This window comes from Trichocoleus desertorum AS-A10, from assembly GCF_039962155.1.
Classification (GTDB): domain Bacteria; phylum Cyanobacteriota; class Cyanobacteriia; order FACHB-46; family FACHB-46; genus Trichocoleus.
In genome coordinates this window covers 1-18,933 of record NZ_JAMPKN010000045.1, presented here as the reverse complement: position 1 = coordinate 18,933, position 18,933 = coordinate 1, and the positions used below count along the sequence as shown (strand labels likewise).

At 48.8% G+C, this 18,933-nt stretch carries 14 protein-coding genes and 2 pseudogenes; 9 read left to right on the top strand and 7 right to left on the bottom strand.

All coding sequences use genetic code 11. From position 1 onward, the window contains the following. Both NDA01_RS26815 and NDA01_RS26810 read right to left on the bottom strand, forming a co-directional pair. Window positions 1–810 carry a TatD family hydrolase gene (locus NDA01_RS26815; protein WP_348230406.1) on the bottom strand — a complete coding sequence of 270 codons (810 nt, stop codon included), beginning with the start codon at window positions 808–810 and terminating at the stop codon, window positions 1–3. A gap of 103 nt (window positions 811–913) precedes the next feature. Beyond that, the gene (locus NDA01_RS26810) at window positions 914–1,195 is read right to left on the bottom strand and encodes an HU family DNA-binding protein (protein WP_190442919.1); all 282 of its coding nucleotides are present in this window, start codon (window positions 1,193–1,195) and stop codon (window positions 914–916) included. A 158-nt stretch (window positions 1,196–1,353) separates the two neighbouring features. On the opposite strand from NDA01_RS26810, the gene NDA01_RS26805 reads away from it, so the two are divergent. The 3 genes from NDA01_RS26805 to NDA01_RS26795 all read left to right on the top strand — a co-directional run bounded on the left by NDA01_RS26805 (window position 1,354) and on the right by NDA01_RS26795 (window position 5,849). Beyond that, the gene (locus NDA01_RS26805) at window positions 1,354–1,983 is read left to right on the top strand and encodes a hypothetical protein (protein ID WP_348230405.1); all 630 of its coding nucleotides are present in this window, start codon (window positions 1,354–1,356) and stop codon (window positions 1,981–1,983) included. 372 nt (window positions 1,984–2,355) lie between these two features. Continuing rightward, on the top strand, window positions 2,356–4,515 hold the full coding sequence (gene topA / locus NDA01_RS26800) for a type I DNA topoisomerase (protein ID WP_348230404.1): 2,160 nt from the start codon (window positions 2,356–2,358) through the stop codon (window positions 4,513–4,515). Window positions 4,516–4,547: 32 nt separating this feature from the next. Beyond that, complete coding sequence (locus tag NDA01_RS26795) at window positions 4,548–5,849, top strand: ABC transporter substrate-binding protein (RefSeq protein WP_348230403.1); 1,302 nt, start codon at window positions 4,548–4,550, stop codon at window positions 5,847–5,849. Here the strand turns inward: NDA01_RS26795 and NDA01_RS26790 are convergent. Together NDA01_RS26790 and NDA01_RS26785 are read right to left on the bottom strand one after the other, a co-directional pair. Next, window positions 5,843–6,907, bottom strand: a complete 1,065-nt coding sequence (locus NDA01_RS26790) for a protein kinase domain-containing protein (protein ID WP_348230402.1) — start codon at window positions 6,905–6,907, stop codon at window positions 5,843–5,845. The two genes, NDA01_RS26795 and NDA01_RS26790, sit on opposite strands and share 7 nt — an antisense overlap. Window positions 6,908–6,909: 2 nt before the next feature. Then, window positions 6,910–8,277, bottom strand: a complete 1,368-nt coding sequence (locus tag NDA01_RS26785) for an NB-ARC domain-containing protein (RefSeq protein ID WP_348230401.1) — start codon at window positions 8,275–8,277, stop codon at window positions 6,910–6,912. Window positions 8,278–8,500: 223 nt separating this feature from the next. Between NDA01_RS26785 and NDA01_RS26780 the strand changes: the two genes are divergently transcribed. The 3 genes from NDA01_RS26780 (at window position 8,501) to NDA01_RS26770 (ending at window position 13,651) form a co-directional block, all read left to right on the top strand. Next, window positions 8,501–9,427 (top strand): TPM domain-containing protein, encoded by a 927-nt coding sequence (locus tag NDA01_RS26780; RefSeq protein ID WP_348230400.1) that lies wholly within the window; start codon window positions 8,501–8,503, stop codon window positions 9,425–9,427. Window positions 9,428–9,615: 188 nt separating this feature from the next. Beyond that, complete coding sequence (locus tag NDA01_RS26775) at window positions 9,616–11,736, top strand: SPFH domain-containing protein (protein WP_348230399.1); 2,121 nt, start codon at window positions 9,616–9,618, stop codon at window positions 11,734–11,736. An 88-nt stretch (window positions 11,737–11,824) separates the two neighbouring features. After that, the gene (locus NDA01_RS26770; protein ID WP_348230398.1) at window positions 11,825–13,651 is read left to right on the top strand and encodes a protein kinase domain-containing protein; all 1,827 of its coding nucleotides are present in this window, start codon (window positions 11,825–11,827) and stop codon (window positions 13,649–13,651) included. On the opposite strand, the gene NDA01_RS26765 is transcribed toward NDA01_RS26770, so the two are convergent. Then, window positions 13,580–15,301 (bottom strand): amidase family protein, encoded by a 1,722-nt coding sequence (locus NDA01_RS26765; RefSeq protein WP_348230397.1) that lies wholly within the window; start codon window positions 15,299–15,301, stop codon window positions 13,580–13,582. The two genes, NDA01_RS26770 and NDA01_RS26765, sit on opposite strands and share 72 nt — an antisense overlap. A gap of 616 nt (window positions 15,302–15,917) precedes the next feature. On the opposite strand from NDA01_RS26765, the gene NDA01_RS26760 reads away from it, so the two are divergent. Together NDA01_RS26760 and NDA01_RS26755 are read left to right on the top strand one after the other, a co-directional pair. Further along, window positions 15,918–16,358: an amidase family protein gene (locus NDA01_RS26760; protein ID WP_348230396.1), complete on the top strand. Its 441-nt coding sequence runs from the start codon at window positions 15,918–15,920 to the stop codon at window positions 16,356–16,358. Further along, window positions 16,324–17,040: an amidase family protein gene (locus NDA01_RS26755; protein WP_348230395.1), complete on the top strand. Its 717-nt coding sequence runs from the start codon at window positions 16,324–16,326 to the stop codon at window positions 17,038–17,040. The genes NDA01_RS26760 and NDA01_RS26755 overlap by 35 nt, the downstream gene beginning before the upstream one ends. Here NDA01_RS26755 and NDA01_RS26750 read toward each other — a convergent pair. Both NDA01_RS26750 and NDA01_RS26745 read right to left on the bottom strand, forming a co-directional pair. Further along, window positions 17,014–17,667 (bottom strand): annotated as a pseudogene (locus NDA01_RS26750) (ISNCY family transposase); the annotation flags it as partial. The gene NDA01_RS26755 and the pseudogene NDA01_RS26750 sit on opposite strands and share 27 nt — an antisense overlap. A gap of 36 nt (window positions 17,668–17,703) precedes the next feature. Beyond that, window positions 17,704–17,892: pseudogene (locus NDA01_RS26745) on the bottom strand (alpha/beta fold hydrolase); the annotation flags it as partial. Window positions 17,893–18,130: 238 nt separating this feature from the next. Between NDA01_RS26745 and NDA01_RS26740 the strand changes: the two are divergent. Further along, window positions 18,131–18,933, top strand: an 803-nt coding sequence (locus tag NDA01_RS26740; protein WP_348230394.1) for an IS4 family transposase, incomplete at its 3' end; no start/stop codon positions are given.

The window sequence follows — 18,933 nt, the reverse complement described above, 5'->3', positions numbered from 1 at the left end:
CTAACCGGAATTATTTTTGTCAGGTGGTAGCTGGAAAAATTGGTAAGCGGTTGCTGTGGTAGCTTGAGCGACTTCCTCAACGGGTTTGGCGATCGCGCTGGCTACAGTCTGCAAAACCTGGGGTAAAAAGGCAGGCTCATTCCGTCCCCCCTTAGGTTTAGGGCGCAGCGTTCTAGGGGTTAAGTAAGGTGCATCTGTTTCTAGCATCAATCGATCTAGGGGAATTTGGGCTACTAACTCTTGCAGATGTAACCCTCGCCGCTCATCACAGATCCAGCCAGTGATACCAATGTGTAAATCCCAGTCTAGATAAGCTTTTAGTTCTTCCGCGTTGCCCGTGAAACAATGCACTACGGCTGCAGTTAATTGGCTACGGTACGGCTGGAGAATTTCCAAGAAGCGTTGATGGGCATCTCGTTCATGGAGAAACAGGGGTAGCTTTAGTTCGCAAGCGAGTTGAAGCTGGGCTTCAAACCAGTATTCTTGCTCGGGGCGGGGTGAATAATCACGGTTATAGTCCAGCCCACATTCACCGATCGCAACCACTTCTGGATGACTGCTTAACTCTCGTAAGCGGCTAACAGTGGCTGCATCACAATGCCGCACATCATGAGGATGCACCCCTGCGGTTGAGTACAAAGTGCCTGGATAGTGCCTAGCCAGAACTTGAGCTGCCTGACTGGTATCTACGGTAGTGCCTGTGAGGATCATAGTGCCAACTCCTGCGGCGATCGCTCGTTCAATGACGAGTGGGCGATCGTGATCGAAGGCAGCGTTGGTCAGATTAACCCCAATGTCCACTAATGACATCACCACTTCCATGCTTCCTTTAACTAGCTGTTAGAGCAGGAGTACTGGAACGAAAAAGCCTCCTGCAATGAGGAGGCGAGTGACTGATCTTTAAGAAAACCGCTTAAGCGGTTGGAGAAACCTTGTCTTTGAAGACTTTGCCAGCACTGAAGGCTGGAACTTTAGTCGCTGGAATCTTCATCGTTTCGCCAGTCTTAGGATTGCGGCCTTCCCGTGCTTGGCGTTCTCTGGGTTCAAAAGTACCAAATCCAATCAGGGTGACCTTTTCACCTGAAGCGACCGTTTCCTGAATGGTGTCAAACACAGCACTCAAGATGGCGTCAGCTTGTTTTTTGGTCACGTTGGCTTTTGCAGCGACTGCATCTACCAATTCTCCCTTGTTCATTTAAAAACCTCACAACACTTGGTGTGATTATAGTTCAGGTTCTTACCAGTGATCACAAGTTCTCACTAAGTCTAAAGACTTATCCTCTTGAGGCTTCCTGAAAATATCAGAGCTTTGTATGATGCTCTTGAACTCTAATTGCTAAGACAGCACTTCCTATGGCTAATTCTTCAACTTCTCCTACCGCTATCCTCACCAATCTCCTGGAAGCAGATGCTACTCTCGCAACTCAAGAAGCAGAAATCACAATACAACTAGAGGCCTTGCGGGAGAAGCGTCAGAGCCTCAAAACAGTGATTGATCTATTTTCTACCACAACGGCTCCTGCGACATCTACTCAAGCAGCCGCTGCTCTCTCTGCATCAAAGCCACCTGCTACGGCTGCGCCTAAACCTACAGCTACTCCTGAGGCCACGGCTGCATCTACTGCGGCTCCCGAACCCGCTGCGGCTCCCGAACCGACTGCCACCAGAGGCCGTCAAGCGACTAAGGCCACCAAGAAACCCCGGCAATCTAGAAATTGGCAGGATTACTTGCAAGACCCATTTCGTCAGACTTCGTTGCCTGTAGCTATTACTACGGTTTTCCAGCAGCAACCTAAGCAGCTCTTGAGCGTTCCTGATCTGATCAACGCCATCTTCACGGCTGAAATTCCTCAAGATGTGCGGAACAAGGCTCGCGATCGCATGTTAAATATCCTCTCTACTGGAGCGAAGGATGGACAATGGTTTCGAGGCAAAAAAGGTCAATATAGTTTGACTAAGGCCGCTCCTGAGGGTAGCCGTTAGTCTACTGTCAGCCTGTATTAGCCTGATGACTTCTAAATAAGTTAATCTTGCGAAGCGCTGAGCTTGTGAGCAGATGTTGCTGTTGTGGCAGATGCTCCTCGGCATCTTCTCTACTGCTAGGGTCTTGTCTTAAGGGGATGACTCTAGTGATGCAATGCTCTGATTTTGACTCAAGCTCTGCCTGCTTAGCGAAGTTGCAACTGGTTTAAGGATTTAAGGATGGTAACGATAGGGGTATTTCATGCGTGGTTTGAGTTGTATCTTTTGTACGTTGAAAATGTATGTTGAGAAGAACTTGGTGCGGCTCTTAGATACTAGATAGTACAATTGTACGTGGAGTTGTTGCTCCTGGGTGAGCGAAAGGAATCTGTCTTGGCAACCAAGCTGCTAATCGTTGAAAGTCCTGGTAAAGTCAAAAAGCTGAGTCAAATTCTGGGATCAGATTGGCTAGTCAAGGCCAGCATGGGGCATATTCGCGAACTCGCCCATGATGGTGAAGATGCTTTGGGCTTCGATCTAGAACATAACTCCGTAAAGTGCCGCTTTATGGCGCGAGGCACTAGGGGCAAAGAAACTATTCAACAACTGCGATCGGCGGTGAAGCAAGTTAAAACTGTGGTGCTAGCAACCGACTACGATCGCGAGGGAGAAACGATCGCCTGGCACATTCAGCAAGCGCTCAATCTCAAACAGCCTCAACGGGTGGTTTACACAGAAATCACCCCAAATGCCGTGCGAGCCGCGATCGCCCAACCCCGCTCGATCGATCTCAATCTAGTGAACTCTGGTTTGTGCCGCACGGTTCTAGATAAGCTGGTCGGGTTCAAAGGCTCTCCTTTGCTTTGGCAATTGCACAACGGCGCTAAAAGTATGGGGCGCGTTCAAAGTGCAACATTGCATATCGTTTGCGATCGCGAACGGCAGATCCAAGCCTTTGTGGCCCAAGACTATTGGAGCGTGTTTGTCGATTATGCCGAAGGTTTGCGAGCTTATTACCGCAGCCAACCGACAGAAGCCAAGACTGAGACGGCCCAACCTGATGATGCGGCCCAAAAAGCAGAAGGACAAACTCCGGAATCCGATCGTGTGACCTCTCAAGCGGCTGCCGATCGCTTAGTCGAAATTGCTCAACAAAATCCGCATCACGTCGTTTCTGTGGAAGGTAAGACGGCAACTCGCACTCCACCCCCTCCCTTTATCACTTCAACGCTGCAACAAGCGGCAGGGTCTCGCTTGCGGTTCAGTCCTGAGAAGACCATGCAGGTGGCGCAATCTCTCTACGAAGCGGGACTGATTACCTACATGCGAACCGATAGTATTGCCCTCAGCCCTGAGTTTTGTACCCAAGCAAGACAGTGGTTAGAGGCCCATGACCCAGACAACGTGCCGAAAAAGGTGACCCAGCACCGCAAAGCGAAAGGCGCACAGGAAGCTCATGAAGCAATTCGACCGACAGATGTTTATCGTCCTTCCAAAGAATTGCGGGTCGAACTGGCTGCCGATGCCTTCGACTTATATGTCCTGATTTGGAAACGGGCGATCGCTTCGCAATGCCAGGCGGCTCGACTACGACAAACGCAAATTGTGACTCAATCAGGTTCCATATTTTGGCAAGCGAAAGGGCAGGTGATCGAGTTTTTGGGTTACAGCAAGTATTGGCCCAACCTGAGTCCAGATGCCGAGCTACCCACGCTAGCTCCTCAGCAAGCCCTGACGCTGCAACAGGCAGCACATGAGCAGAAGCAAACCCAACCCCCACCGCGCTACAGCGAACCCAAGTTAGTGCAAGTGATGGAGCGCAGAGGCATTGGTCGTCCCAGCACCTACGCTCCTACCATACAGACACTGAAGCAACGGCTGTATGTAGAGGTCGTCAAAGGGCATTTGCAACCCACCAGTTTAGGGTTAGAAGTGGATGGCTTTTTGCAGGATGCTTTACCCGATCTGCTAGAAGCTAAATTTACCGCCCAGATGGAGCAGGCTCTAGACCAAATTGCTGACGGGAAACAGGATTGGCAAACCTACCTCACCACCTGGAATCGCGAGTACTTCACGCCTGCACTGACAAAAGCGAAACAAGCGATCCCAGCACATCTGACGACGAATCCTGCCCTGCACCCCGAAAAAGCATTGAACTTGTCGCGGACTCGTTGCCCGCAATGCCAAAATTACTTGGCTAAAATCCCTAGCAGCAAAGTCAAGAAAAAGTACTTCCTCAAGTGCGTCAGTGATTGTGAAGATGTAGTGCTATTTTGGAGCGATCGCAGTCGTAAGTGGGAGCGTCCTCGCAACCAAACCCAGGCGTCAGCCTCACTGCCATCTCAGCTCACAGAATATCCTTGCCCGATTTGCCAAAAGCCTTTAGAAACCTATACCTACGAAAAAGCAGGTCAAGCCAAGCAATTGCTGCGTTGCTCCGATGCTCAGGCTAGGGGTAATAGTCAACATAAAGAAGCGGTCTACTTCCATACAGCCCAAGGTTGGTGGAGTCCTAAGTTCGGGGAGTTGCAGCTTAGTAGCCACCCCTTGTAGTCCTTCACCAAATTCGATTTGCGGGGTTATGTATGGAGGTCATTCAAAAGCGATCAAAATTGCTGCGGCAGTTGCACACACCGCAGTTTTGGGGGTTAATGGCTGGGGTGCAAATTGCGGTTTTATTGCTGCTTTGGTTAACCTGGCCTCAGGCACCTGTCAACCTGACGTTGGTCGTGCCTGCTCCGGAAAGTCAGCATTGGGCAGGGCTGATTCAAGATTTTCAGGCACAAAATCCAGATATCCGAATCAAACTGGTTGAAGGAGCCTACACCACCAATGAAGTGGAAGCAATCTATACTTCTGCCTTGCAAACAGGTAGCTCGAGTTATGACTTAATTTATCTCGATATTATCTGGACTCCGAAGTTTGCAGCGGCAGGCTGGCTCAGCAATCTCTCAGATTACGTTTCGTCCAGTGATTTAACTGCATTTTTAACAGATGATATCGAAGCAGGACGCTATCAGGGAGCGCTATATCGCATTCCCTTTCGTACTGACGTGGGAATGCTTTACTACCGCAAAGATTTACTCGAGCAGATAGGCAACCCAGCCCCAGAAACATTTGCAGAGCTTGTGCAGGTTTCACAAAAGCTACAGCAACAGCAGCAAGTTCGCTGGGGCTATGTGTGGCAGGGGCAACAGTATGAAGGCTTAGCTGCAATGTTTGTGGAAGTGCTAGCCGGATATGGGGGTTTCTGGATTGACCCCAATACTAGAGAAGTAGGACTCGATCAAGCACCAGCCATCCAAGCCGTTGAGTTTCTACGAAACACTTTGAAGCTGGGAATCTCTCCCGCTGAGACGACCACGTATAACGAGGAAGAATCATTTGAGAAATTTCAACAAGGAGAGGTAGCATTTCTACGGAATTGGCCCTATATCTGGCCTCGAGTCCAAGCAGTGAAAGGGCTCCAAGATCAAGTTGGAATTAAACCAATGGTGCATGCGCCGGGTTATCGCAGTGCGGCTTGTAAAGGAGGTTGGGGATTTGGTATTGCGAAAAACGCTAAACATCCTCAAGAGGCTTGGCGAGCCATTCAGTTTTTTACCAGTGTAGAGTCCCAGCGGCAATTTGTACTTCAGTCTGGATATTTACCTACTCGTCGGAACCTCTTTGTGGACCGGGCGATCGCTCAAAAGTATCCGCACTTTCCCAGTCTACTGACAGTTTTAGAGCATCCGGTTTTACGTCCATTGATTCCACAGTATGACCAAGCCTCGCAGATTCTCCAGCGTCATTTGAGCGCAGCCCTAACGGGGCAACCTAGTGCAGAGGCTGCGATGCAAGCAGCAGCCCAAGAGACTCGTAGACTGCTCGCCAAGAACTATTGAACTTGGGAGGGTAGCTGCATGGGGCGATCGCGATTTAAACCCCAGGTTTGTTGGCGTTGGGCCTGCAACCACAATAGACCCGTCACGAGCTGAAGTAGGAATAGGCATAAATTGAAAATGATTAACCATTGCAGGCGTGACTTGAAGAGAGATAAACGTTTTTGCCGTCCTAAAGAGCTACTGGTTAAACGTTGCAAAATTTCCTGGGTATTCAGGGGGCGTTGGCCTGGGAAAGGAGCCATCAAGTCATCAATCAAATCCGCGAATCTGGATGAGACCTGAGGGGCAGTATTGCGCCAAATCAAGGTTCCAGTTTGAGGATCTTCTGGCAAGTCAATTGGATGTTTTCCAGTTAAGAGATAGACAAAAGAACGACCTAAAGCATAGAAATCTGATTGAGGGACTGCCTTGCCGTTCACCTGTTCCAAGGGTGTGTAGCCTGGGGAAACAATTCCCGTTACTTCTCGACCACTACCTACTTTAGCGAGGTAAGTATTCGTCACTTCTCTGACGGTGCCAAAGTCGATTAAGGCCAGTTGTCCCTGCGGTTGGAGCATGATATTGGACAATTTGATATCCCGATGAAATAACTCATGCTGATGCACCTTCTCTAGGACTTCAATCAATTGCTTCAACCATTGCCAAGCAAGCACTTCAGAGATAGGGCCTTGTTGCTCTAACCACTGCTCCAGATTTTTCCCCTCAATTTTTTGCATCACTAAACAATACAAAATTTGAGGATTATCGTGAATGGTAACGGTGAAAAAACCATCCAATTCCACCTGAGGAATTCCTGAATGTTTTAACTGTTGTAGTGTTTTGGCTTCTCGTTCAAACAGCTTGAGTAATCGAGGATTCTTCAGGACTTTCATCACTTTGATTTTTCCTTGATCGTCGATTGCAAAAATCTCAGCTTGACTGGGCTCATCAAGTTCACGTAGAGGGTTGACTAAGCGATAGCGTTGCTGGATCAGTAGGGGTGTACCGCAGGCAAGACAAGCAGCAATATCATCTGGATTTTGACGCACTGGGCATTTCGGATTGATACAGTAGCTCACGCTCAGCCCTCTGACTGCTTGATCTGTTCCAGTTGATTCGTGACATATTCCATCACCACGGGCTGTAATGTGAAACCAGCCACGCTTTTTTCAATCAGCGATCGCCTCACTAAAGATTCCAAAGCGCGTAATAAGTCGGAGGGTAAAACGGATTGTAAGCTCTCCTGCAGCTTAATGAGCAGAACAGGTTCTTTTGCCCTCACAACTTGGTATAAAATCTCTTGTTCTAAAGAAGATAAACGATTTACTTGCTGCTCAATGAAGTCATTAATGTCTCCAGTAATTAGCGTCATACGCTGCTTCAAAAAATCTGGAACACTTCCATCAAAAATTTCCTTGATAGTCGTAGAAACCATTTTTAAAACTAAGGGATTACCGCGATAGATTTGAATCAAAGTGCTCCATTGCCCTTCTCCCGATAAGTCTTTTGCCTGCAAGATTTCTCGCGCTGCTTCTTTGAGTCCCTCTAGCTTCAGCGATCGCACAGGTTGATTTCTGCCATCCAATAAAGCAATTTCTCTTGTTTGTTCGCGACTCGTTAAAAGTAGGCAGCTTTGATGAGTTTCTTGGCTCAATCGTTGCAACAGTTCTCCATAACTTTTGTACCCCTCACGATAATGCCCTGCAAAGTCCCCACTGCGAAGAATCGTCTCTAAATTATCCAAGATCAACAAGCAACGATGGCTCCGGAGATGATCTATCAAGCGAGTGAGCTGACTCTCAAGTTTGCTCGGTGACTCGGTGATTGGTTGAGGAGAGAGCAGTTGTAACCAATCGCCTAAAACTTCTTCTAGGGGCAAGGGATGACGGAGCGATCGCCAAATTAAACAATCAAATTGACCTTGAATTTGCTGGGCGAGCCTAGCCGCTAAGCTAGTTTTACCAATTCCACCCATCCCCAGTAAAGCGACAATGCGACAGCGATCGCCCACAATCCATTGCCCTAGAGTAGCTAGTTCTTCTTGCCGACCGTAGAACACGGAGACATCGGGGGCTTCTCCCCAATTCAAAGCGAGCTTCATCTCCCGACCCACTCCAAAAGCTTTATAGCCTGCCGCTTCTAGCCAAGGCTTAATATCCCTCCAACTCTCAAGCGTATTGGTGGCTCGTCCAGTTAAGGCCTCCACATAGCGGTACAGAGTGTTACACAAATCAACCTCTACGGTCTTGGCTGTCTTCACCAATTGAGTGGCAATCTCTGCGGGACTGTAGCCACAGAGCAACCCCCGCAAATGTAGCTTTTCAACTTCCGTCAATCCTAGTTTTTTATAAGGTGCGATCTCACGTTTAGCAGTAGCCAAGTCTGAGTACAGTTGGTCGAGCTTCCAAGTTGTTACGGCTTGATCAAACGGATCTGGGGGCAACGCCATGACTTACAACTGCACTGAAATTTCTAACCATTAATCCTAACCAAATCCCTAACGGTGATTAGAGCGTTCCTAACGGTTGCTCCCCTTAATCTGGATGCAACACACTTCCAGTCTAGAGGGTCGCAAGCAAAACGCAAGGGAATGCCTACAAATGCTTTCAGCTTGCTTAAACGTTGTTCTCTAGACGGAACTGAGTACAAAACTTCAGGAGGGAATAAATAATATGGCTTCTAAAGTAACGCGCTTTCAATCCAGGATTGGCATGAGCCTAGCGACTGCTGCCATTGTCAGTATCCCCACTGTCAGCCTCGCTATTTCAGTCGAGCAAGTTCCCAATCCACGACAGGCGAATGGAGAATGGGTCAGCGATGTGGCAAATATTCTGAGCCCAGATACAGAAGCTAGCCTGAATCAGCAGATTTCCGAACTAGAAGCAAAGAATGGCAGTGAAATTGCCGTTGTCACAGTCCCAGATACCGCTCCTTCTGCGACTCCAAAACAGTTTGCTACAACTTTGTTTAATTATTGGGGTATTGGTAAGGCGACTCACAACAATGGCGTTCTGTTGCTCATTTCTCAGGGCGATCGCCGGGTTGAAATTGAGACAGGCTATGGCATTGAAGAGCATTTGCCAGATGCTCAGGTGGGGCAAATTATTGACCAGCAAATTATCCCGCGATTGAAGCAAGGAGATTTTGATGGTGGCACCTTAGCAGGCATTCAAGCGGTGGCTCAAGAACTAGCACCTGTCACTTACAGTGCTAGTTCTGCCAACCCAGCTTCCCCTTCCCTCATTCACACAGCAGCCGACTCCAGCCAAGCAACCGATGTATCCTCTAGTTCAGTTATAGAGGCATCGAATTCCTCATTCAATCTCGCCGCAGTTTTGGGATGGGGAGGGTTGCTGTTGTTCATTTCCTTACTTGTTACTGCTGTAATTCGCAGTCATGATGACGACGATTCTAACGGTGGTGGCGATGGTGGAGGTAAAAAATCTCACCAGCATCGAGGCTGGGTGTCTAGCGGGGGCAACTATACGGGCGGGGGGTATGGAGGGTCTGGCGGTTGTAGCGGCGGTAGCAGTGGCGGTGGCGGTGGTGGCTTTGGTGGAGGTAGCAGTGGTGGCGGCGGTGCAGGCGGCGGCTTTTGATCGCGCGATCGCTCAGCCCCTATAAACCTTCTTTTCGTAATCAAGTCAGAGTGAAAGCTTGAACGCCTTTCGGGCAGACAGTGTCAGGCTCAGAGTTTGAAGTGTAAAGAAAACTTACATTACAGATAACTATCGAGCCAACGACCGAATAAACCAATAGTTCTACTCATCTTAAAAGAACCACACTGATGACTAAACGTCTAATTCGTCGAATCATTTCTCCATCAATTTCGCTACTTGCTGTACTCCTGGCAGGAATTACTCCTGCTCATAGTGAGGCGCTAAGGTCCAGAGGAGATATCAATTCGGTTGGTGGGAGCATCAACCATCCTCAGCAAAGGGACATTTATGGCAGTAGTGTTCTGAATCGCTTCATTGTGACTGATACGGCAGGTTGGGCTGTAACTGGCCTGTTGTCTATGTCGAATGATCCTGTCGAACCAGTGTCGCTGACTCTACCCACCCGGCAGCCAGAGATCCAACTGATGCAGGTTCCGCTTCCTAGTTTAGCCATTTGGGTCTATCCAATAGGGGGTATCGTGCTGATCTTGTTCTTCTTGCCCCACATTGGCTGGATAGCAGGATTGATCGTGATTGGGGAACGAGAAGTTGGAATTGTCACGAAGAAATTTTCGGCTAAGAGCTTACCGGCAGGGAGACTGCTCGCCCTCAATGGCGAAGCGGGTCTACAAGCTGACACTTTGCCTCCTGGCTGGCATTTTGGTTATTTTCCCTGGCAATATAGCGTACAAAAAGTTCCGGTGGTGGTGATTCCGCAGGATGAAATCGGATTAATCGTAGCGAATGATGGTGCTGCGATTCCTCCCGAACGTATTTTAGGCAAGGTGGTAGGGTGTGATAATTTTCAAGATGCTCGCCAATTCCTCAGCAAGGGTGGTGAAAAAGGTCGGCAGTTAGCGGTTCTAACCACAGGCACCTATCGAATTAACACTGCTCTGTTTCAAGTGATTACATCCAGCACCGCTGCTACTCATGGCATGGCTCCAGCTCAACTCAAGGTTTATACTGTTAACCCCGATCGGGTTGGTATCATCACGACACTCGATGGCACTCCGATCGAAGCAGGAGAGATTGCAGGTCCTGTAGTTTCAGGACATGATAACTTTCAAAATGTCCAAACTTTCATGGCACGCGGTGGGCGCAGAGGCTTGCAAGAACAAGTTATGCTCTCAGGCTCCTGGAACCTCAACCCTTGGTTTGTGCAGGTGGAGCAAGTGCCGATGACAGAAGTGCCAATTGGCTATGTGGGAGTGGTAATTTCCTATGTGGGGAAATCTCATGAGGATGTGAGTGGCGAATCTTTTACCCACGGCAATTTGGTCAATCGTGGAGATAAGGGTGTATGGATTGAGCCGCTGCATACGGGTAAGCATCCCCTGAATAGCAAAATCATGAAGGTAGAGCTGGTTCCAACTACAAATATCGTGATTAATTTCACCTCAAGGTTTAAAGGAGAACATGGATACGACTCTTCCTTGGCCGCTCTGCAATTACTTTCGTTTGATGGCTTTACCTTTGATCTAGAGGTATTTCAAGTGATTCACGTGGGTGCAATGGACGCACCCAAAGTAATTTCTCGATTAGGTTCAATGCAAAATTTGGTTGATCAGGTACTGCGTCCCATTGTCGGCAACTACTTCCGTAACTCAGCTCAAGAATATACAGTTCTCGATTTCTTGGTGGCGCGGAGTGAGCGACAAGCTGAAGCAGCGGAGTATGTGCGCCAAGCATTGCGAACCTATGATGTGCAGGCAGTGGATACACTAATCGGCTTGATCTCACCTCCTCCGGAACTGATGCAAACCTTGACTGCTCGCAAGATTGCAGAAGAAGAAGAAAAGACTTATGTGACGCAACGGATTGCTCAAACTCAGCGACAAGAACTCGTGCGCGAAACAGCGCTGGCAGATATTCAAAAGGAGGTGGTGACCGCAGAGGAGGGGGTCAAGATTGCGAAACTACAAGCTGCTGCCGCTGTGGAACAAGCCAACGGAGAAGCCGAGTCGATTCGCTTAACTGGAGATGCCAAAGCGGATGCCTATGGAGCTGGGGTGAGTGCGCTCGGCTCTCAGGCTTACACCGCTTTACAGCTAATGCAGGTGATTGGCGATCGCCAGGTGCGCGTGGTTCCTGATGTTGCGGTTAGTGGCAGCAACGGTTCCGGTTTGCTGGATGCCATGATGGGAATGCTGCTGTGGAACCAAACACCAGTCGTTCAAGAGAATGGCGATAGTCATGAGTCTATGGTAGTCAACGGTCACTTAATTGATGAATCTGAGGCTTCCTGAATCCAGCAGTTATTGCTTTAATCCTCACTGCCTAGAGCCACATAACTCTGCTGTTGGCAACTGTTTCTGTGATTATTGTGGCTCTAACTTGCAATTAGCGAACCGTTACAAGGCCATTCAAGTGCTAGGACAGGGAGGTTGCAGCCGAACCCTACTTGCCGTTGATCAGGTTCTGACACCACTAACTCTTTGTGTCATCAAGCAACTTTGGAGTGATGTAACTAGTTCTTCGCCGATGCTTTCTATCCAAGAGCGATCGCGACAAGCCTTTCAATGCCTGAAAAAACTAGAGTCATCTATCCAACTTCCCACCTATCTAGACCAATTTGAGCAGAATGGTATTCTCTATCTGGTTCAGCAATTTATACCTGGTGATGATTTAGCCCTGGTTCTGGCCCAAAAAGGTACATTCAACACCCGAGAAGTTTGCCAAATTTTGGTAAGCCTGTTGCCTGTGATTCAACAGATTCATACCTGTGGCGTGATTCACGGTGATATTAAGCCAGAAAATATTATCTGCCGAGTTTCTGGAGTTTCCTGTTCCGAGCAAGGAGCTTGGGAAGATTTAGTGTTGGTGGATGTGGGTATCACTCAACTACTTGCAGGAATGAAGACTCTGCAACCGAGAATGGCGATCGGCAGCCCCACCTATGGCGCACCCGAACAACTCAAAGGCAACCCCACTTTTGCTAGTGATCTCTATAGCTTAGGGGTGACTTGTATCCATCTATTGACCGGAATTCACCCATTTAGCTTGTTTGACTCTGTCAATCACCGTTGGGCCTGGCAGAACTATTGGTTGTCTAAGGCAGCCAACGCTGAGGAACGGCTACAGCAGCAGAATCTAGCACAACTGCTCGATCGCTTGATTGAACCTGATTTGAATCAAAGAATTGCTTCTGCGGAGGAAGTACTTTTAGAAGTCCAGTTCCTGCGAGGCGAACATAGGAGTACCCCTGTTTCTCAGCCGATGCGATCGCCCACCTGGAAATGCTACGCTACCCTCACAGGTCATGGGGGATTATTTGCCAATATCAACGCGATCGCTATCTCACCCAACAGTCAAATGCTCGCGAGCGCCAGTGATGACAAGACCATCCGCCTCTGGGATATTCAGGCAGGGAAAGAACAATTTACTTTACACGATCATGCTCATTTTGTTAAAACAGTGGCGTTTCATCCTCAAGATGACAACCTACTAGTGAGTGGAAGTCGCGATCGCACGATTAAACTCTGGAATCTGCAAACTCGCAGTGTGATCCAAATTCTGGGAGGTCATGATCATACGGTCAATGCAGTTCTCTTTAGTCCAGATGGAGCATTCCTGGCTAGTGGAAGTTCTGATAAGCAGGTGAAGCTATGGGATTGGGCAACAGGTAAAGTGATCACCTCACTGACAGGACATGACTTAGCAGTGACAGCACTTGCCTTCAGTCCAAACGCCTCTAATTCAGGATGTCAATCGCTTCTAGCAAGCGCTGGGGCAGATGCGAGCGTACAACTTTGGGATTTGAAAACATTTGAACGAGTTCATACACTCACTGGGCATACAGCCAACGTTAGAGCTGTTGCGTTCAGCCCTGCTGGTAGATGGCTAGCAACCGCAGGTGATGATCGTACCATTCGCTTATGGGATCTTGCCTCCCAACAAACTATCCACGTCTTATCTGGACATTCCTGGCCTGTTTCTGCCTTAGCTTTTTCCAGTGATGGAGAAACTCTCATCAGTGGCAGTTGGGATAAAACAGTGAAATTATGGCAAGTGAGTACAGGGAAGGAAATAGAAACACTGGTGGGTCACACTGATTCAGTCAGTGATACGGCGATCGCTCCCGATCGAGGTCTAGTCGCTAGTGCTAGCTATGATAGAACCATCAAGTTGTGGCGCATGTCGCTGTTTCAGCCTACCTCCTAACAGTAACAACCCGATCGCTACTAAGCCTACGGTTTGCCCAGGCTCAGGAATCGTTTCGCCCTCAAGCTGTGGCACGATAGCAGAAGGGCGGCGATTCAGGGTTCCCTGCTCATAAGCATAGCTGAGTCGCAGCAGGGTTGATTCGCTGAAGGCAGGCCCCAAAAACTCTAGACCAACCGGGAGATTGTCAAATGTAAATCCAGCGGGAACCGTCAGGGCTGGGAAGCCAGAGAAGGGGCTGAGACGACTATTTGATCCTAGATTAGAGGGTGGCGAAATGAGTCCTGGGGGTCTCGTGTTCGTGGGATAGATCAGCGCATCCAGATTGTTCGATGGGTCTGAATCCAACAAGTTGAGAGCCTGAAGAAGGCTTTGCTGGGTCAGTGTGGGGCGATCGCGGATAATCTCCTGATATCTGACGTTGGTCTCCAAAGGTTCTACGCTGTTTCTGGTGATCAACGTATTCAAGTTAGAAGGTAAAAACCCACCGCTCTCAATGATTTCCGTGAGAGATTGGACAGGAGCATTGGGGTTTGCAGCTAAATAGTCATTCAAGTTGAACTTGAATTCAAATGCACTCAAGCTGGGATAAGCAAGAATGGTATCCAGGTTGGGAATTGGGACATCATCCACAATCTCTGCACCCAATAGCTTCAGGTTAGCAATTGACTGATTGATGACCTGATTAACCTTTGCGGCTTCTGGGTCAGCATCTAACCCAAACAGCGATCGCACCACTCCAATCCTTGCATCTTGCAACCCGTTTGAGTCGAGGAAGCTGGTGTAAGTATCGGGTATCTTCCCAATGCTGGTAGCCGTGATTGGATCGTTAGGATCAAAACCGACTGTGGCATCCAGAGCAAACGCCAGATCAGTAACGGTGCGTGTCATTGGACCGCCGACATCCTGAGAGAGCGCCAAGGGAACGATACCAGAGCGGCTGGAAAGACCAATGGTGGGTCGCAACCCAACTAGGTTACTCACAGATGCTGGGTTACGAATTGAACCGCCTGTGTCTGTACCAAAGCCAATCACCCCAAAGTTGGCCGCGATCGCCGTTGCCGTTCCCCCACTCGAACCCGCAGGCATTCTTAGCGGGTCATAAGCATTGCGTGTGATGCCGCCTAAAGAACTTTCCGAGGAACCCCCCGAAAACGCAAACTCAGATAGATTAGCTTTTGCCAGAATGATTGCGCCAGCCTCACGGAGCTTTTGCACCTGGAAAGCATCTTGCTCAGGAATAAAGTCCTTAAAGATCGTTGCACCCGCCGTGGTAGGAAGGTCAAATGTGTTGTAGTTATCTTTGAGGATGACTGGAATGCCGTGCAGCGGGCTTCTGGCCCCTGTCGTTTGTCTCTCTAAATCTAACGCCGCTGCTTCTGTCAGGGCATTTGGATTGACGGTAATGAGAGAGTTGAGGGCAGGGCCTTGATCATCATAAGCATCAATCCGATTGAGGTAAAGCTGCACCAGTTGTTCAGCATCAATCACCCCAGCGTCGAATGCCTCGTTAATACTGGTAACCGTTGCTTCTTGTAAGCGGAACGTTGCAGCGCTGACAATTTCGGGCAACAGTACTAAAAACGCTGCTGGGGTTGCAACGCCTACAGCAATTTTCTTGGCGATCGTAAACAAAACTTCAGCCTCCAATAAACAACACCTAAGTCCGATCGCAGGGTCACATGAACGCTGTACCGCTCTAGCCATGAAGCAGAGGCAATCAGCATCCAGAACACGCGGCTATTATGAGAAACTCTTCAGTGCGAATACTGTGACCCACTTTACAGACAGTAGGATAGCTTCACTTAATCTTTGAAGTAACGATATTACGCAGTGCAATCTTCATCGCAACTTCACTTGTCTCAGATTGACTATCGCTTCAAGTCCCGTGTTCACGACATATACAGAATTTAGAGATGAAGTGAAATGCTCTCTCAAGTGTTGAATGCCTGTATCTCATTGAACAGTTATTTCTTGGGGGAACTCATAACTTTAGGCAGGACAGATCTGCACACGCACTATTCTTAGTGACTTATCTGTGTGACTTACCTATTGGTGCAGCTCTTTCAATTGGTTGAATCAGGAGTGGGAGTGATACATCTATGCAAAATTCAATCCCGAAGGCAATCGCCTCTTTAGCAATGCAGACGGCGATGGTGAGCATTTTTCCATACGCCGCTCAGGCCTTTTCTTTACCCTTCAGGAGGCAACGATTCCTGAAATTAACCGGGCGTTTGATGCTGACAAGTTAACTTCTGAACAATTGGTGCAGCTTTACCTCAATCGGATTGAAGCTTATGACATCAATGGTCCCGGACTAAACACGTTCATTAAAATTAATCCGAATGCGCTAGCCACCGTCGCTGCCCTAGTTATTGAACGAGATTTGTCTGGGCCGCGCAGTCCATTGCATGGTATCCCAGTGCTGTTGAAGGACAACATTGATACTTTTGATTTGCCGACGACGGCAGGCTCGGTGGCTCTGGAAGGATCGATCGCTCCAGATGATGCCTTTTTGACTCGGCAACTCCGGGATGCGGGCGCAATCATTCTAGGTAAAGCTAGTCTGACTGAGTTCGCCAACTTTTGGACCAATGGGATGCCTGCGGGCTATAGCTCTCTCAACGGCTATACGTTTAACCCTTACAATCCAATTCCTTTGCCCGATGGAGATGGCAGAGCAATCCTATCTCCGGGGGGGCTCTAGCGCTGGCTCAGCCGCAGCCGTGGCTGCAAACTTGGTCACGGTATCTGTTGGAACGGAAACCTCTGGCTCTATTCTTAGCCCTGGCAACCAAAACTCAGTGGTTGGAATTAAGCCAACGGTGGGTTTAATTAGCCGTGATGGTGTGATTCCGATTGCCGCCAGTCAAGATACGGCAGGACCCTTTGGGCGCACTGTTACAGATGCCGCAATTCTACTCGGCTCACTGACGGGAGTTGATCCAAGTGATCCCACTACGCTCACGAGTGAGGGTAAGTTTTACAGCGACTACACATCTTTTCTGGATGCAGGTGCACTCAAAGGCGCGAGAGTTGGGGTACCCAAAGATTTATATTGGGATTTTCTGAATCAAGAACAGCGGGCGATCGCAGAGAAGGCAATCGCCGCACTGGAAAGCCTGGGAGCTGAAATCATCGAGGCAGAAATTCCGACGGCACGAGAACTCTCCGGATTTAGCTCCTCCGTGCTGACTTACGAATTTAAGCGTGACCTCAATGCCTACCTCGCCAGTTTGGGTCCGGATGCTCCAGTTAGAACTCTGGCAGACGTAATTGCTTTCAACGAAGCAAACGCGGACATGGCACTCAAATATGGACAAACCTGGGCTCTGGCATCCAGCAATTCTCATTATGAAAATTCAACCAGTATTTGGCGGGGTGCCTAGCTCTAGCCCATCAAGCATAAAGGTGAGCAGATGATCCCAACTGTCGAAATACAGGTAACGAGTTAACGCCCGCAAATCATCAAAAAAGGTCTTGCGCGTTGGCAAGTGAGATCGCAGCAGCTTGTACTTCCGGTCTAGTAACTCCAGTAAGGTGTGGAACAGCAGAGACAAGATGTTTAGGGTCGCAAGCAACGAGGAGAGATGTTGCTTACCGTGGCCAAAATTGTGTTCCAGGTTGTAGCCCTTGGTCTTGAGGGTGTTGTTATTTTCGTTCTCCACCTTCCAACGGGTACGACTTGCTAGGATCACCTCTGCCACGTTGTCATTGGTCAGAGTGTGATTAGTGGCAAACGAATTTTTATACGTCACCTTGTCGTCAGGACAACTCACCGTGAGTTCACACCAGTTCACCAACAGAGCATCATCGCTATCTCTCAGGGGTACTCCATTCAGATAGCGGTAGGTATAGGTTTCCTCAACTTTTCCAGTCCATCGTTTCCTGGTGAGCGTTGGCAGGTCAATGCCCTCCAGATGCTCATAAAGGGTGGTGTGGGACTCCGGACGACACACCAAGATGAAGTTGAATTGTTGCTCTAGAAGCTGCTGGCACAAGGGTTGATGGCAATAGAAGGTCATCACATAAAGGCTGTATTTTTCTAAAGCGATCGCGGCAATGAATTTCTCTATGATCTCAGCTAGATGATCAAACGTGTAGTCAAACTCATCTACTGTGGGCATAGAACTGTTGCCGAAGCCCGGATAATCCGGCGCAATCAGATGGAATTTATCAGCAAGCACAGGCATGAGATTGCGGAACATGTGAGAGGAGGTTGGGAAGCCGTGCAACAGCAAAATCGTTGGATTGTCACGGGAACCAGCTTCTCGATAAAAGATACAGCAATGCTCATGTTGGCAAAAAGCTGTTCAAGCTTTAGCAATGCCGCTATTGTACTGACATCTGAGAGAGCCAAGAGAGCCAGAACCGCTCAGGGGGTAACAGGAAGCTTGAAGCAGATGTGTAGCGAGGGATAGAGCCGCTAATCATAAAAAAAGATAGGCTTGCTACTTGACCACAAGCCTACCCCTAAAAATGCTGCCTCTATTCTACCAAGCTCATCTCCAACAGTGCCTCAGTCCTCGCCATTACCTACTTGTGAATCTGCTGGTGTTGCTATTGCAATGGCACAAACAAGTGCGCCTCGAAAGACTCGCTGCCACCTTGCCACTACCGATTCGATTCGAGGGTCGTCGCCGCTGTTTGCAACGCTTGTTTTCGAGTCCTCAATTGCACATTGATACCCTCTGGTTGCCTTTAGTCGGCTACTTGCTATCTTGCCAATTCCGAGCGGGACAAACTCTTTACTTGGTCCTCGACCGCACGCAGTGGCAAGGGGTGAATGTGCTGATGGCCAGTGTGATTTATCGAGGACGAGCTTTGCCTTTGTACTGGCAGTTCTTGTCGCATTCAGGGAGTTCGGGCTTAGCGCCACAACAAGCGGTTTTGCGTCCACTTTTAGCGCTGCTGAAGCCTTATCAAGTCGTGGTCTTAGGTGACTGGGAATTTTGCTCGGTGCATCTGGCACAATGGTTGGGCCAAGAGCAGTTCAGCTTCTGTTTACGCTTACGCTGTAACGAGTACGTTCAAGATGAAACGGGTTTGGTTGAGCAACTCCAACACCTGGGATTAAAACCCGGTCAATCACAATTTCTCGAGCAGGTGAGGGTGACGAAACAAGCGGGTCTGGGATTGTTTAACGTGGCGAGTTATTGGAAACGACCTTATCGAGGCCATTGCGAGAAAAGTACTTGGTTTCTCTTAACCAATCTGCCCTCTTTAGGTGCTGCTGTGAAGGCTTATCAACATCGCATGGGCATCGAAGCTTTCTTTCGTGA

Coding starts and splice junctions, on each gene's coding strand:
- NDA01_RS26815 (WP_348230406.1), bottom strand. CDS start 810: ATGTCATTAGTGGACATTGGGGTTAATCTGACCAACGCTGCCTTCGAT.
- NDA01_RS26755 (WP_348230395.1), top strand. CDS start 16,324: ATGGCAGAGCAATCCTATCTCCGGGGGGGCTCTAGCGCTGGCTCAGCC.
- NDA01_RS26810 (WP_190442919.1), bottom strand. CDS start 1,195: ATGAACAAGGGAGAATTGGTAGATGCAGTCGCTGCAAAAGCCAACGTG.
- NDA01_RS26805 (WP_348230405.1), top strand. CDS start 1,354: ATGGCTAATTCTTCAACTTCTCCTACCGCTATCCTCACCAATCTCCTG.
- NDA01_RS26775 (WP_348230399.1), top strand. CDS start 9,616: ATGACTAAACGTCTAATTCGTCGAATCATTTCTCCATCAATTTCGCTA.
- NDA01_RS26795 (WP_348230403.1), top strand. CDS start 4,548: ATGGAGGTCATTCAAAAGCGATCAAAATTGCTGCGGCAGTTGCACACA.
- NDA01_RS26785 (WP_348230401.1), bottom strand. CDS start 8,277: ATGGCGTTGCCCCCAGATCCGTTTGATCAAGCCGTAACAACTTGGAAG.
- NDA01_RS26780 (WP_348230400.1), top strand. CDS start 8,501: ATGGCTTCTAAAGTAACGCGCTTTCAATCCAGGATTGGCATGAGCCTA.